Below are 13,752 nucleotides of genomic sequence, written 5' to 3'. Positions count from 1 at the left end.
GGTCATCGAGGGTCAGGGCCTGATCGGCACGTACTGGACCGTGCCGAACCCCACGGACGCGTCGGAGTGCACCTCGGCCAGGAAGTTGACCAGGCCGCGGGTGCTGCCCTGGAAGGTCTTCTTGCGCCCGGCCGGAACGTGTACGCCGCGTGGATGGGTGAAGCGGCGCACGACTCCGTCGCCGACGGCGATGGAGTCGGCCGCGGTGAAGGCCGGCCTGGACCCGACGGCGTTCGTGCGGACCCGGTAGTCCGGGAGCACGTGCACGATGCCGGTCTCGTCGGCCTCGATGAAGTAGCTGCGCCAAACCCCGTCGTAGAGGGCACAGCTGGAGGCGACGAAGCGCCGGGCGCCGTCGAAGACCATCGGCGTCCAGAAGATGTCGTCGATCCTGATGTCGCGCGGACCCCACGTGTGATCACGCACCAGCAGCCCCGACGCCTCGGTGACCGTGTCACCGCTGAACAGCCTGCCGGTCCATTCGGCGCCGGCCTGGTAGTGGTTCGCGACGAACCAGATGCCCATCTCGCGGGCGCCCGGATCGTCGGCGAACAACTTGGCGGCGAGTTCGGAGACGAAGACCGGGTGGTGCCGGGTCGTCAACTCCACGTCGAAGCCGAATGGCACGTCGCCGTCCTGGGTGAAGTACCAGCCGTCGGCGTCCGGCCCGACGAAGCCGCGGCCTTCGTAGCGCAGCCGCCATCGCCGGAACGGTTCGACGACCTCCACGGTGAGCCCGGGTGAGGCGAAACAGTCCTCACCGGAGCTGTGCGTGGTGGTGGTCGTGGAAACGCCGCCGACGGTCACCCCCGCGCGTACGTCCAGGGTCCCGTCCCGGGCGACGTGCTGCAGGTGCAGGCTGAGGCCCTCGGTCAGCGCGGCGTTGCCGCCGTAGAACGCGTAGTTCTCCTGCCAGGAGCCCTCGCCGGGAACGTGCGCGAACTCGTCGGCACCGGTCAACTCCGCCATCACCTCACACCCCCTTCGCGTTGATCTCGTCGATCAACGTGATCGAATCGTGGTCGAGCAGGGTCTGGCCTAGTCGCCGCACGAGGCCGGCGGCGCGGCGGCGGGCCCGAGGGTTGTCCGTCTTCAGCGAGCCGCAGACGACCACCCCGTAGGAGAAGAACAGCAGCGTCGCGAGCCGGTGCTCCTGCCAGGCCTGTTCCAGGCCGTAGGCGACCCCGTGCCGGCCGAGGGCGGCGCTGTAGACGCCGAGCAGATCCTGCTCGTGGCGTCGCCGGACCTCGGTGTCCATGCAGTGGGTGACCAGGTACGACACGTCCTGGATGCCCTTGGCCCGCATGATGCCCTGCCAGTCGAGGGCGACGAACGCGTCCGGGTGTCCCGGCGGGCCGAACATGAGGTTGTCGAGCCGGAAGTCGCCGTGCACGATGGTGGCGTCCTCCGACAGCCAGGTCTGCAGCGACCGCAGGGCTGCCAGATATTCGTCACGCATGCCGCGCAGCCGCTCCGGCAGCAGGTCGCCGAAGTCGGCGATCATCGTGGCCCAGCCGCTCTCGACCTTCGCCGCGATCGACGGCCCGTGGCTCGCGTCGTGCCGGGCGAACGTCCGATGCAGCACCGGATCCTGGGTGCGCCAGTACCGGGCGTGCAGCGAGGCTACCGACTCCAGGGCGAGGGCGGCCTGCTCCACGGTGCACCCGGCGACGTCGTCGCCGGGGATGTGATGCGGGAAGTCCTCCATGACCAGGACGAACCGGGCCCCGTCGTCGTCGATCTCCCGGTGGTGGCACCGAGGTGAGCGCAGCGGGCTGTCGTCGCCGATGGTCTCGTAGAAGCGGAACTCCCGCTTGTACGTCGACATCTCGACGGCCATCTCGATGCGCTTGGGCAACGAACTGGAGAGCTTGACGATGACGCTGTCCGGCCCGGTGCCCGACTCGGACGGGCCGTAGTCGAGGTGCACCCGCGCCACCTGGGACATCTCACCGACGCCCTCCCCCAGGGGTTGGACACGCACACCGGTCGGCGGCGAGGCCACCCCGTCGGCGGCGAGGATCGGGGAAAGCCAGCCGGCCGTGACATCGGCGACGGTCGCCGGCGAGAGGGCGGCATCGTTCTTGAGGTTCATCAGACGTACCTCCATCGCAACAGCACCCGCTCCAGCACGCTGATCACCGCGTTGAGTATCAGCGCCATGACGATGAGCACGAGGATCGCGGCCACCATCGCGGACGGCTGGAAAGCGTTGCTGGACTTCTGGATGAGCGTGCCCAGCCCGTCCTGGGCGGCCATCATCTCGCCGACCACGGCCCCGAGGAACGCGTACGGCACCGAGATCCGCATGCTGGTCACCACCCAGACCAGGCTGGACGGAATCGTGACGCGCCGCAGGATGAGCATCCGCGAGGCGCCCAGCATCTTCAACGCGTTCACGAGGTGCTGGTCGACCTCACGGACACCCTGGTAGGTGTTGTTGAAGACGAGAAAGAAGACCAGCAGGGCGGCGACGGCGACCTTTGACGCCTCACCGATGCCGAACCACATGATCAGCATCGGCGCGAGCGCCAGCTTCGGGATCGTGTTCGCCGCCATGACCAGCGGCCGCAGGATGTCGCCGAGGATGTTGCTGAGGCCCAGCGCGAAACCGGCCAGGACGCCCAGGGAACAACCGATCGCGAAACCGTACAGCGTCTCGCGCAGGGTGATGACGGTGTTCGTGAGCAGCGTGCCGTCCTCGACCCACCCGACGAACGCGGCCCACGCCTCACCGGGACGGCCGACGTAGAACTCGTCGACGATGGCGAGCCCTTCACCGGGACGACCGGCGAAGACCTGCCAGGCCAGGATGAGCAGTGCCAGGACCCCGATGTTTCCGGCGCCGACGACCAAGGCGCGCGGCGTGATCCGTTCCCGCACCCGGGTGCCGATCGTACGGCGCTGTGAAAGCTTGCCGGGCTCCGCGACCGGCGGCCGGCCGGCGGGCGCCCGCGCCGGTTCCGCCTCCTCGGCCGGCGCGACTCTGCCTTTCATTCGTCCTCCTGAGCCGTGTGGTCCATCCGGTTCCACAGGTCCTGCCACAGCTCGCCGAAGCCCGGGTCGGTACGGAGCGACGTGAGGTCGCGCGGCCGGGGCAGGTTCACCTCGGTGCGGTAGACGATCCGGCCGGGACGCGCCGCGAAGACGACGATCTCGTCGGCGAGCAGCAGAGCCTCGTCCAGGTCGTGGGTGACGAAGACGATCGTCTTGTCACCGGCGCTCCAGGTCTCCAGCAGCTGCGTCTGGAGGCGCTGGCGCATCTGTGCGTCGAGCGCGCCGTACGGCTCGTCCATCAGGATCAGTGACGGCTCGTAGGCGAGCGTACGGGCCAGCAGCACCCGCTTGCGCATGCCGCCGGAGAGCTGCGACGGGTAGAGGGTACGGAAACCTTCCAGGCCGACGCTCTCCAGTGCCCGCTCGACGCGTGCCTTGCGCTCGGCCTTGCCGTAGCCGCGTACCCGCAGCGCCAGTTCGATGTTCGACTCGACGGTCGACCACGGGAGCAGGGTGTCGTGCTGGGTGATGTACCCGGCACCGGTGTTGACGCCGCCCAGTTCCCTGCCGTCGAAGTACACCTGGCCCTCGGTCTGGCGCAGGAGCCCCGCGAAGACGTTGAGCAGCGTCGACTTGCCGCAGCCACTGGGCCCGACGAAGCATACGAACCGCCCGCGCCGGATACCGAGGCTGACGTTCGACAGCGCCTGCACTTCGTTCTTGCCTCGTTTGCCGAATTTGACGGAGACGTTCTCGGCGCGGAGGAAGTTCTCGTCCCCGCCGGCGCCCGATGTCTGGGCGCCGGCGGTGGTGGTCTGCCGCGTTCCGGTGAAGGACATCTCCTATTCCGTCCAAACACCGTCGGCGAAGGTGAGGGTCGACGGCTTGTCGCTGGAGATTTCGTAGATCGCCTTGTTCTTCTCGAAGTAGTTCTCGGTCATCTTGGCGTCTCCCTCGTAGTTCGCCTTGACCATCTCGAACGACTCCTTGACCGACGCCGCGTCGTTCTTCGGCGAGAACGTCAGATACGCCTCAGCGGCCTTGGAGGGGTCACCGGCGAGCAGTTGACGGGCCTCGTTGAGCGAGGCGAGGAACTTCTTGACCGTCTCGCGGTTCTGCTCGACCCACGGACCGGCCGCCATGTAGGCGATGTTGCCCGCGTCCCAGGCACCGGTCTCGGCATAGTCCGCCGGGCCGAGCCAGATCGCGCCGTAGTCGTTCTTGACCGGATTGAGGCCACCGGGCAGGCCGGTGTAGATCGCGTCGACGCGCTTGGCCTTCAGACCGGAGTCCAGGCCGGCGGGCGAGCCCAGGGCGACGAAGCTGTTCTCACCGAACGGAACCTTGTAGTGCAGCAGCAGCGCCCGCAGCGACGCCTCACTACCGGGACCGCGGGAGGCGACGCCGAACTTGGCGCCCTCAAGCGCCTTGATGCGCTCCTCGACCGAAGACGCCTGGGTGACCCCCTTGGCCTCCTGCGCCTTGACGAAGTCGCTGTTGACGAGCAGGACGCCGTTCTGGGTGTTCGACGCCCGGGCGACGGCGACGACGTCACGATCGCTCGCGGTGCCGAAGAAGAGCGCGGAGATCGCCCCGCCGACGATGTCGGTGTCACCCGTGACGGCCGCCTGCACCTGGGTGCCCGAGTTCGCGATATAGGGGAGGAACTCGACGTTCAGCCCGTTCTTCTCGAAGTAGCCGGCGCTCTTGGCGGTGATCACGTCGGCGAAACCGGTGGTGTCCGCGGCGAGCAGCAGCCGGACCTTGGTTTCACCGGCGGCACCGGCCGCACCGGTGGCAACCTCGTCATCGGAGCCGCCACAGGCCGCCAGGGTCACGACGGCCAGCAGACCGGCCGTGAGGATTGCTGAGACTCTCTTACGCTTGAACATCCGCTGCCTCACATTTGGAATCGGGGAGCTTCTCACCGCTTCGCGCGGCCCTGCCCCGAGTCGCGTACTGACTTGGATTTCCGAACCTCGCCCCAGGTTCTTTGTCGCCTCTCGGAGGTCGACGGGACCGCGCTGCGCGAGCGCCCCCTGGACCACTTGGGGGGACACTAAGATGACCGAATACGCACAGCCACCAGAAGTTCCGAGCACTGGAACATCGGCGTCACCGGCCCGACACAGCCTCTTGACCGGGGCTGACGTGTCAGAGGGCAGCCTGCTACCACGCCCGGGAAACCTCTCCTCCGGATCGCGGAAACACCACGGGCGCGGCTCTGAGCGCGCAGGTCAGCGCACCGCGCCGGAACCCGATGCCTTGATGATCGACGCGGTCGACACCGGGGCCGTCTGGAACGAGCCGATGCCCGCGGAATCGCCCGAGCGCACGTGCCCGACGTGGTCGACCAGGCCCCAGTTCGGCAGGCCGTTGACGTCCCAGTTACGGGGGGCGCCCATCACCCGGACGACGTCGATGTCGAAGCGGGTCACCCGCTCGTCGCGCACCGCGAGCGAACTGGCGTCGGTGAACACCTCGCCGTGGGCGGTGTTCTGCCGCACGAGATAGTCGGTGTAGACGTCGACGACCTGGTCGTCGACGGCTTCGGCGGCGAAGCTGTACCAGGTGTCCTCATAGCGCTTGGTCAGCGCGGTGAGGAAGCGCCGCCCGCCGTCGAGCACGACCGGCGTCCAGTATCCGGCGTTGCTGCGGAAGCGGCGTTGGCCCCACGAGTGGTCACGCCACATCAGGCCGCTCGCCTCGATCTTCCGGCCGCCGCTCCACACCGTGCCCTTCCACACCGAGCCGACCTCGTAGTGCTCGGCGACGGTGAAGATGTTGGTCGGGTCGACCGGGAACAGCTCGGTGGTGATCGGCCGCCAAGAGATCGGCGCACAACGGGTGCCGATCTCGATGTCGAAGCCGAACGGGGAGTCCCCCGCCCCGGAGCAGAGCCAGCCGGACTCGTCCAGACCGACCCGGCCACGGCCGTCATAACCGAGTCGCATCTTCTCGAACGGCACGGCGATGTCGACGTCGAAGCCGTCGGCGCCGAAAGCACTGCCGCCCGCCTGCTGCCTGACCGTCGAGGTCAGCACGCCGTCGACACACGAGGCGGCGCGCACGTCCACGAGACCTTCGGCAGGGATGTGCTGGAGATGCAGGTAGACCCCGTTGCCGAACGCCTCGTCCCAGCCGTGGAACAGGTAGTTCTCCTGCCAGGCCTCACTTTGGGGGGGTTCGTGGATCGACTCGTCGGCGGGAAGCAGCATGGATGGTCCTTCGGTTCGTGGTGAGTGGTTCTGCCGTGCTGGGAGCGCTCAGAGCAGATCCCAGACCTTCCAGTCGTCCATCGCCGTCAACGCGCGGTCGACCAGTCCCTTCTTGCGCGCGATGGCACGCGGGTCCTTGTTGTTCATGCCCCCGGTGATACCGACGACGATGGAGAAGATGAACAGCATGGCGAGGCGGTAGTGCTCCTCGGCCTCGTCACGGCGGTAGTCGACCCCGGCGTCGTTGAGGGTGCGTACGTAAAGGTCGATCAGCTCGCTCTCGGCGGCGCGCCGGTCGTTCGTGGTCATGCTGTGGGTGACCAGGTAGGCGACGTCCTGGACGCCGCGGCCGACGACACTGCCCTGCCAGTCGAGCAGGACCACCGGATCGGGCCGGCCGGATCGGCCGAACAGCAGGTTGTCCATCCGCAGGTCGCCGTGGACGAAGGTGACCGGTTGCCGCGCCATCAGACGCAGCAACCGGGGGAAGGCCTGGACGTACGCCTGCTCGTAGGCGCGGACCTGGTCGCCGAACCGCGCCTCATGATTGGCGATCATGTTCGGCCATCCCTGGATGACGGCCCGGTGGCGGTTGGCGGCGAAGACGCCGTCGTGGCGAGGGACCCACGCCAGTTCGGGGCCATCGGTGCGGTTCCAGAACGCGGCGTGGACCTTGGCGACCTCGGCCACCGCCAGGGCCGCCTCCCCCGGCGTGCAGCCGCGCACCTCGTCGCCGGGAATATGGTCGGAGAAGTCCTCCAGGACCAGGCAGTAGCGGGCGCTGTCGTCATCGACGGCGGCGAGGTAGGCGTGGGGCACCCGGGCCGGCACATGCGCGGCGAGTTCCCGGTAGAAGCGCACCTCGCGCTCGTAGAGCCGGATGCTCCGGGCCCGCTCGCGGTGGTGCTCGTTGTCGGTGGCGAACTTGGCGATGAGGCTCACGGGTCCGCCCTGGTCTCCGTCGGCGTAGCCGAGGCCGACACGGACGAGGGTTCCCATCTCGCCGACCCCGGACTTCAGGGGGGTCGTCTCGAACGCCACCGGCGCCGCCGCGTCCGGATGGTGCTCGCGGAGCAGCTCGGCCAGCCAGGGCAGAGTGATCTCCGACGAGGTACGGGGGAACGCCATGTCATCTCCTCGCAACGTGCTGCCGGGTGGCTCCCGGTCAGGGTGCGGGCAGTGCGTGCCAGGCCTCAAGCCACCGTTCCGGTTCCCGGAACGAATCCGCGAGGGCCGGTGAGCGCGGTGGTCTCACTCATCCGGTGCTCCCCGCGTCGTCTCAGCCGGTTATCTCAGGAAGTCCGCCATGTACTCCTGGAAGCGGGGCTTGGTCACGGCCGACGCCTGTGCCCACGACTCGAATTCCAGCACCGTGTCCAGATCCGCGGCCTGCGACATCTGGACGGCCCGCTTCAGGTCCCGCACCAGCGCGGGGTCACGCCGCGCGTAAAGCCGGGCCAGGCTCGTCGCCTCGGCCAGCGGATCGTCCGCGAGCCGGGTCGCCAGGCCCGTCTCGTACGCCTGCCCGGCGTCGAGCACCTCCGCACCCAGCAGTGCGCACATCGCCCGCCCGGTCCCCATCCTGCGGGTCAGGAACCAGCTCGACCCGCCCCCCGGGTGCAGCCCGATCTCGGCGAAGGTCAGCGCGAACTTCGCCCGCGGGCCGGCTATCACGATGTCGCAGGCCAGGGCGATGTTCACGCCCGCACCTACCGCCACCCCGCCTACCGCCGCGATCGTGGGGATCGTCAGATCCTTGATACCGAGGAACGACGCGTACACCCGCTTGAGGTCCTCGCGGATCTCCGCCGGTCTCCGGTCGATGTCTCCGAACATGGTGTTCAGGTCGGCGCCGGCGCAGAACGCCTTGCCCGCGCCGCTCACCACTAGCGCGCGGGCCTCGTCGTCGGCGGCCACCGTCCGGACCGCCTCCGCGATCTCCCGCAGCATCGGCAGGTTGAGGGCGTTGCGCCGCTGCGGCGCGTCGAGCATCAGGTGCCGGATCGGGCCGTCGGCCGTGAGCTTCGTGAACTCGGTCATCGTTCTTCTTCCTTCTCTCTGCTTCTCTGTCGGACGTCCGCCGACCAGCGGCCGGCGCCTCCCGTCCAGGCGGGAACACCTCCGGCGCGTACCGAGGCCACGTCCAGGTCGTCGGCGTGGCGCAGCACACCCTCATCACACAGCCTCACCGCCGTGGCCACCGCCGCGTCGACGAAACGCCTGCCCAGACCTGCCTCCTCCTCGGTCACCACCGGCTCTCGCGCGAAGGGGGCGGCGGTCAGCGGCGCGGGCCGCAGTCCCGCCACGACCAGCGCCCGCTCGATCACGGCCGGGTCGGTCCCGGCACGGCGCGCCTCGTCGGCGGCGGCCCTCACGGCCTCCGCGACGCGACCTCCGAACCCCTCGCGCTCCCCGTCGGCCAGCGGCACCGCCAGTGCTCCGGTGCGCGCGAGCCGCGCGACGACGTCGTCGACCGGTTCGTCCGCGGCCGCGTACTCGATGACGTATCCGCCGTCGCCCAGGCGGTCCGGGGCTATCCAGAGCACCGGATCACCGGCGGGCGGCTCGACGCCCGGCTCGGCGACGGTGAGCACGACGTTGCCCTCCTCGGCGCGCAGCCGGGACAGCCCTGCGGCGTCACCGTCGCTGACGACGGCCACCGACGCGATTCCGCCGGCGGCGAGTGTCCGGCGGCCCACCGGCCCGGCGACCACCAGCACCGGTGTGCGGGCCGGTGCGTCCCCGGCTGCCTGACGCAGCCGCGATCGGGTCCGGACCGTGTCGAAGAAGGCCACCGCGATGGTCGCCCGCGCCGCGTCGGAGACGACGAGGTCGGCCAGTCCCTCGCTCTCGGCACGCAGGGCCGTGTCGACGTCGGCACTCGCCGCGATCATCGCGACCTCGCGGATGGTGGCGACGGCGGGGGCGAGGTCGCGCGCCGGTTGCGGCACGACCGGGTCCTCACCGGCCTCGTCACCGAACGCCGCCGGTCGGCCCCGGTCCCACGGCTGGGTCGCGTCGGGGTTGGCCAGAATCCAGGCGCGGGCCTTCTCCAGCGCCTCGGCGCGCGAGGCGGCGAGGTCGTCGATCAGGCCGAGTCCGTGAGCCTGGCGGGCGTTCAGCCTGGTGCCGCCGACCAGCAGTCGCAGGGCACGCGGCAGGCCGATCAGCCGGGTGGTACGGGTGATGCCGCCACCTCCCGGTAGCAGCCCCAGCGTCACCTCGGGCAGCCCCACCATCACCTCGGTGGAGTCCAGCGCGATCCGGTGGTGGCAGACCAGGGCGAGTTCCAGGCCACCGCCGAAGGCGCCGCCCTCGACGAGCGCGACGACAGGGCGTCCCAGCCTCTCCAGCCGTCGCATCCGGGACTTGCGCAGTTCGAGATCGTCGAGGAACGCCTGCCGGTCGGCGGGGCCGATCCGGACGAGCCGTTTGAGGTCGCCACCGGCGAGGAAGCCTTTCTTGGCGGAGGTGAGCACGACCCCGATGACGGTGTCGCGCTCGGCCTCCAACCGGTCGATCACGGCCGCGAACGACCGGATGAACAGCTCGTTGAGGGTGTTGACCCTCTGATGTGGGTCGTCCATGGTGAGCGTGACCACACCATGGTCGTCGCGCTCCCAGCGGATCGCGGTCTCGGCCGTCAAACCGCTGCGCTCCTTCCCGTGCTGACTCTGAGGTGAAACACCGGCCGGATCACCGGACGGACCGCTGGACGGGCTTGATCTCGCCGCCCGCGGTCCGGATCTCAGGACTGCTCGACGAGCGACGCGATCTCGGGGCGGTTCTTCGAGATCCCGGCCGCGTCCGCGGTGGCGCGGGTGATCCGGCCGTCCCGGAGAAACTCCAAGAACAGCGGGTTGAACAGATCTGGGCGGTCGGTCTGCCCCTGGTGACCGCACTCTTCCGGATAGAAGAACTGGATGTTCGGCAGGACCTTCTCCTGCTCATAACCCCACTCGACGGGGGTGAGCACGTCCTCGGTGCCATAAAGGTAGACACCGGGGATGGTCAGCCGGTCAAGGCGGCCCCGGGTGGTGAGCCTCGCGGCGATGTTCTGGTCCTGCCACGGGATACGCCGGCCGTACTGCAACACGCTCGGCCAGAGCCGGGCGTGCGCCTCACGGTGCCGTTCCGCGGCGGCGTGGCGCATCTTCAGCAGGTCGTCGCTGATCGCCGCCTCGCGGTGGATGATCGCCCCCATGAGGGCGCGCATGCCCTCCTCGGTACCGTCGTACTTGGGGATCGCGACCTTCGCCGGGGGCTTGACGGCGTCATCGGGCACCACATCGCCGACGTCGCCGGCGATCAGCGCGAAGCTGACGACTTTCTCCGGGTGCGCGACCAGGTAGTTGACCGTGTTCATGCACCCCATCGAGTTTCCCGCGAGGTGGAACCGGTCGAGGCAGAGCGCTTGGACGAACTCGTGGACGAAGTCGACGTGGCTCTCCAGGCCGGTGGGCCAGTGCTCCTCGCGGGTGTCGGACAGCCCGAAACCCGGCATGTCTGGACAGTAGACCCGAAATCCATTCTCGCCGAGGAACGACGCCATGAACCGCCAGCCCGCGGTGCCGGAGGAGCCCGGCAGACCTCCGTGCAGCAGGACCACGGCAGGACCGGTGGTGCCGGAGGTCATGTAGTGCGCCCGTGCGCCACCGGCCAGCCGTACCCAGCGGCTGTGCATGCCGGGAACCTCGATGATGCCTTCCTCTGTCAGTGCCATCTCGTTGTCTCCTCTCGGTTGCCCGTCGCGTGATCCGCCGCCTCGCAGGGGGTGGGAACGCGCGTGCGACATGGTGGGGCGCCGCCGATCGCCGGTCGGCGAGGCGATGCGGGTCGGTGTCAGAAGGGTGCGTCGAGCGCGTCGATCGGTGTGCGCGCCATGACGGCGCGGCGTAACCTCATCAGCAGCCGGGGATCGTCGACGACGACGGCCGCCACGACCGTGCCGTCCTCGTCGGCGTAGACGGCCGCGACCTGGTGGTCGTCGGCGGCGGTACGCACCCGCACCGCTCGTCCGAGGCCGGGTCGGCCGACGATCTGGATCCGATGGCCGTACTGGTCGGACCAGACGTACGGCGGCCGCACACGGGGCGCGGGAGCACCGGTGACCGCCGCCGCGACGATCTCGGCGTGCTCGTTGGCGTTGGTCCAGTGTTCGATGCGCATCTCGACGCCGTACATCGGGTGCGGCCACCGGGCGACGTCACCGGCGGCGTAGACGCCGTCGAAGCCACGGACCCGCAGCCGCTCGTCGCAGACGACGCCGTCGTCGACGGGCAGCCCCGACGTGGCGAGCCAGCCGGTGGCCGGGGTCGCGCCGACGCCGACGACGACGAGGTCGGCCGGCAGGGTCCGGCCGTCGGCGAGGGTCACCCCGGTCACCCGGCCGGTGCCCTCGAAGCGTTCGACCTGCGTTCCGGTCAGCAGGGTGACGCCGTTGGCCTCGTGCAGGCCGCCCAGCAGCGCCCCGACCCGCGCGCCGAGCAGATGGGCGAGCGGCACGGGCTGAGCCTCGACGACGGTCACGTCGGCGCCGTGCGACCTCGCCGCGGAGGCGAACTCGGCCCCGATGAATCCGGCCCCGATCGCCACCACGTGCCGGGCCGCGGGCAGCGCGGCGCGCACGGCGAGGGCGTCCTCGACGGTGCGCATGGTGTGCACGCCGATCAGTCCCTCGGCACCGGGCAGCGTTCGCGGGGAGACACCGGTGGCGATCACCAGGATGTCGTAGCCCAGTTCCTCGCCGGTGTCGGTGACGACGACGCGGGCCACCGGATCAAGCGCCACCGCGCGTACCCCGACGCGCAGGTCGACGCCGAGGGCGTCGAGTTCCTCGGCGCCGAGCAGGGGAACCGGGGCGCCGTCGGTCTCCGGCAGGATCATGTCCTTGGATACGGGGGGCTTGTCGTACGGAAGGTACGGTTCGGCCCCCACGATGGTGACGGGGCCGGCGAATCCGGACTTGCGAAGGCTTTGTGCGGTTCGCACTCCGGCGATCGACGCCCCGACGATCAGGATTCCCATGGCGGACATCGTCGTGCAGGGCACGATGGCCGGGAAGTGCCGGTGCCAGCCACCGGAACCCTCAGCACTGGACGTAGACCTTGCCGTCCTCGACCTGGACCTCGTAGGTCTTCAGGCCGATGGTCGCGGGCAGGCACAGCGCCGCACCGGTGCGGATGTCGAAGCGGGCCATGTGCAGCGGGCAGACGATCTCGGCGCCTTCGAGGTCGGAGTCCTCGCCGAGCGACCATCTGTCGTGCGTGCAGACGTCGTGGGTGGCATAGAACTCGCCGTCCTCGGTGCGGTAGATCGCGATGGGCTCCTCCCCCGCGCCTTTCCACGTCATGGACGTCCCCGGCTCCAGGTCATCGACACCACAGGCCAAACGCCATTCCATCAGTCCCCCTTGTCGCCGCTCACGGTCTACTACGCCGCCGATTGTCGGGCACCATGGGTGCCGACTCCGACAGCGTGTCCCGGCAACCGGAACATCCGTGCCGAAGAACCCCGTCCGGGGGTGCTTCAGTAGTCGCGGGGGAACCAGTGTGAGTGACCGTTGGCCAGACCCATGCGGCAGGCCGCGGCGATCCGGGCGGTGGTCTGCCGCAACGCGCCCTCGACCTTGAAGTCGAGCCGGGTGGCCGAGTCGTAGGCGACCGATACGGCGGCGACGGCGGCGTCCTGGACGATGACGGGAACGGCCATGCAGGCGACACCGGCCTGCGACTCGTTCGATTCGTGCGCGCTCTTCTCGGCTCGGATCTTACGGAGCTCGACGAGCAGTTCGTCGATCGTGGCGACCGACGCGGGCGTCAGCCGCGGCAGCGGCGAGGGGAGGAACGCCTCGAGATCCTCGAAGTTCTCCCACGCGAGCATCGCCTTACCGATCGCGGTGCAGTTCGCGGGCAGTCGCGCGCCGACCCGGGAAACGGTGACCGGTGAGTTCGCGGACGCGAACTTCTCCAGATAGACGACGTCGAACTGGCGCAGCACGGCGAGGTGCACGGTCAGCCCGGTCCACCGGTGCAGTGCCGCGAGGAACGGCATCGCCTTGTCCCGCATGCTGCCGGCCGGCGTGATCACACCCATCTCGAAGAGGCCAAGGCCGATCTTGTAGCCGCGCCGGTGCTGTTCGATGGCGCCCAGGTCGATGAGGCGGGCGATGATGCGGTGCACCGTGGATTTCGGCAATCCGGCCGCACGCGCGAGTTCACTCAAGGTCATTACTCGGTCGTCGGCACTGAAAGCCCGGAGAATATCGAATGCCTTGGTGAGAATGGAAGGGGAATCCCCATCGACGGGATCCACCGATTCGAATTCCGCCATCGGCACCCCCGTCGAGCTTGATCCGGCCTGGTAGAGCTACGCCGAGACCCTTTTTCCACAAAAATCCCGCATTGTTTCCTGCATGTTTCGTGGAGGATAACACAGTCACAGCGGATCTTGCGGAGAGTGTGACGCACGTTACCCGGCCCCGGGGAGATTCCGGTGGTTGGAACAAATCTCCGCAACCGATTTCCGGATGCCCTAA

The 13,752-nt window shown here is 69.0% G+C and carries 13 protein-coding genes; all 13 read right to left on the bottom strand.

Features of this window, described 5'->3' with window-relative positions; genetic code table 11:
- Positions 1-12: 12 nt before the first annotated feature.
- Positions 13-969, bottom strand: a complete 957-nt coding sequence (locus ACFY3V_RS35445; protein WP_362902895.1) for a hypothetical protein — start codon at positions 967-969, stop codon at positions 13-15.
- A gap of 4 nt (positions 970-973) precedes the next feature.
- On the bottom strand, positions 974-2,095 hold the full coding sequence (locus ACFY3V_RS35440; protein WP_350948782.1) for a phosphotransferase: 1,122 nt from the start codon (positions 2,093-2,095) through the stop codon (positions 974-976).
- The gene (locus ACFY3V_RS35435) at positions 2,095-2,997 is read right to left on the bottom strand and encodes an ABC transporter permease (protein ID WP_350948783.1); all 903 of its coding nucleotides are present in this window, start codon (positions 2,995-2,997) and stop codon (positions 2,095-2,097) included. The genes ACFY3V_RS35440 and ACFY3V_RS35435 overlap by 1 nt, the downstream gene beginning before the upstream one ends.
- Positions 2,994-3,836, bottom strand: a complete 843-nt coding sequence (locus ACFY3V_RS35430) for an ABC transporter ATP-binding protein (RefSeq protein WP_362902901.1) — start codon at positions 3,834-3,836, stop codon at positions 2,994-2,996. The genes ACFY3V_RS35435 and ACFY3V_RS35430 overlap by 4 nt, the downstream gene beginning before the upstream one ends.
- 3 nt (positions 3,837-3,839) lie before the next feature.
- Positions 3,840-4,889, bottom strand: coding sequence for an ABC transporter substrate-binding protein (locus tag ACFY3V_RS35425; protein WP_350948785.1), 1,050 nt, complete (start codon positions 4,887-4,889; stop codon positions 3,840-3,842).
- 345 nt (positions 4,890-5,234) lie between these two features.
- Positions 5,235-6,215, bottom strand: coding sequence for a hypothetical protein (locus ACFY3V_RS35420; protein WP_389779540.1), 981 nt, complete (start codon positions 6,213-6,215; stop codon positions 5,235-5,237).
- A gap of 48 nt (positions 6,216-6,263) precedes the next feature.
- Positions 6,264-7,343 carry a phosphotransferase gene (locus ACFY3V_RS35415; protein ID WP_389779538.1) on the bottom strand — a complete coding sequence of 360 codons (1,080 nt, stop codon included), beginning with the start codon at positions 7,341-7,343 and terminating at the stop codon, positions 6,264-6,266.
- A 159-nt stretch (positions 7,344-7,502) separates the two neighbouring features.
- Positions 7,503-8,255 (bottom strand): enoyl-CoA hydratase, encoded by a 753-nt coding sequence (locus ACFY3V_RS35410; protein WP_350948788.1) that lies wholly within the window; start codon positions 8,253-8,255, stop codon positions 7,503-7,505.
- Entirely contained in the window at positions 8,252-9,862 is a 1,611-nt protein-coding gene (locus ACFY3V_RS35405; RefSeq protein WP_350948789.1) for an enoyl-CoA hydratase-related protein, read from the bottom strand. The genes ACFY3V_RS35410 and ACFY3V_RS35405 overlap by 4 nt, the downstream gene beginning before the upstream one ends.
- Before the next feature lie 101 nt (positions 9,863-9,963).
- On the bottom strand, positions 9,964-10,938 hold the full coding sequence (locus ACFY3V_RS35400; RefSeq protein WP_389779535.1) for an alpha/beta fold hydrolase: 975 nt from the start codon (positions 10,936-10,938) through the stop codon (positions 9,964-9,966).
- 119 nt (positions 10,939-11,057) lie between these two features.
- Positions 11,058-12,242, bottom strand: a complete 1,185-nt coding sequence (locus ACFY3V_RS35395) for an NAD(P)/FAD-dependent oxidoreductase (RefSeq protein ID WP_389779533.1) — start codon at positions 12,240-12,242, stop codon at positions 11,058-11,060.
- 61 nt (positions 12,243-12,303) lie between these two features.
- A complete protein-coding gene (locus ACFY3V_RS35390) occupies positions 12,304-12,618 on the bottom strand; it encodes a non-heme iron oxygenase ferredoxin subunit (protein WP_362902913.1) in 315 nt (104 codons plus the stop codon).
- A 125-nt stretch (positions 12,619-12,743) separates the two neighbouring features.
- Complete coding sequence (locus ACFY3V_RS35385) at positions 12,744-13,547, bottom strand: IclR family transcriptional regulator (protein ID WP_350948862.1); 804 nt, start codon at positions 13,545-13,547, stop codon at positions 12,744-12,746.
- Positions 13,548-13,752: the final 205 nt, after the last annotated feature.

The sequence above is a fragment of the Streptosporangium sp. NPDC000095 genome (assembly GCF_042899335.1).
GTDB lineage: Bacteria > Actinomycetota > Actinomycetes > Streptosporangiales > Streptosporangiaceae > Streptosporangium.
Note: the sequence above shows the minus strand (reverse complement) of the source record. Positions and strands in the feature narration are given on the sequence as shown.

Coding starts and splice junctions, on each gene's coding strand:
- ACFY3V_RS35445 (WP_362902895.1), bottom strand. CDS start 969: ATGGCGGAGTTGACCGGTGCCGACGAGTTCGCGCACGTTCCCGGCGAG.
- ACFY3V_RS35440 (WP_350948782.1), bottom strand. CDS start 2,095: ATGAACCTCAAGAACGATGCCGCCCTCTCGCCGGCGACCGTCGCCGAT.
- ACFY3V_RS35435 (WP_350948783.1), bottom strand. CDS start 2,997: ATGAAAGGCAGAGTCGCGCCGGCCGAGGAGGCGGAACCGGCGCGGGCG.
- ACFY3V_RS35430 (WP_362902901.1), bottom strand. CDS start 3,836: ATGTCCTTCACCGGAACGCGGCAGACCACCACCGCCGGCGCCCAGACA.
- ACFY3V_RS35425 (WP_350948785.1), bottom strand. CDS start 4,889: ATGTTCAAGCGTAAGAGAGTCTCAGCAATCCTCACGGCCGGTCTGCTG.
- ACFY3V_RS35420 (WP_389779540.1), bottom strand. CDS start 6,215: ATGCTGCTTCCCGCCGACGAGTCGATCCACGAACCCCCCCAAAGTGAG.
- ACFY3V_RS35415 (WP_389779538.1), bottom strand. CDS start 7,343: ATGGCGTTCCCCCGTACCTCGTCGGAGATCACTCTGCCCTGGCTGGCC.
- ACFY3V_RS35410 (WP_350948788.1), bottom strand. CDS start 8,255: ATGACCGAGTTCACGAAGCTCACGGCCGACGGCCCGATCCGGCACCTG.
- ACFY3V_RS35400 (WP_389779535.1), bottom strand. CDS start 10,938: ATGGCACTGACAGAGGAAGGCATCATCGAGGTTCCCGGCATGCACAGC.
- ACFY3V_RS35395 (WP_389779533.1), bottom strand. CDS start 12,242: ATGGGAATCCTGATCGTCGGGGCGTCGATCGCCGGAGTGCGAACCGCA.
- ACFY3V_RS35390 (WP_362902913.1), bottom strand. CDS start 12,618: ATGGAATGGCGTTTGGCCTGTGGTGTCGATGACCTGGAGCCGGGGACG.
- ACFY3V_RS35385 (WP_350948862.1), bottom strand. CDS start 13,547: ATGGCGGAATTCGAATCGGTGGATCCCGTCGATGGGGATTCCCCTTCC.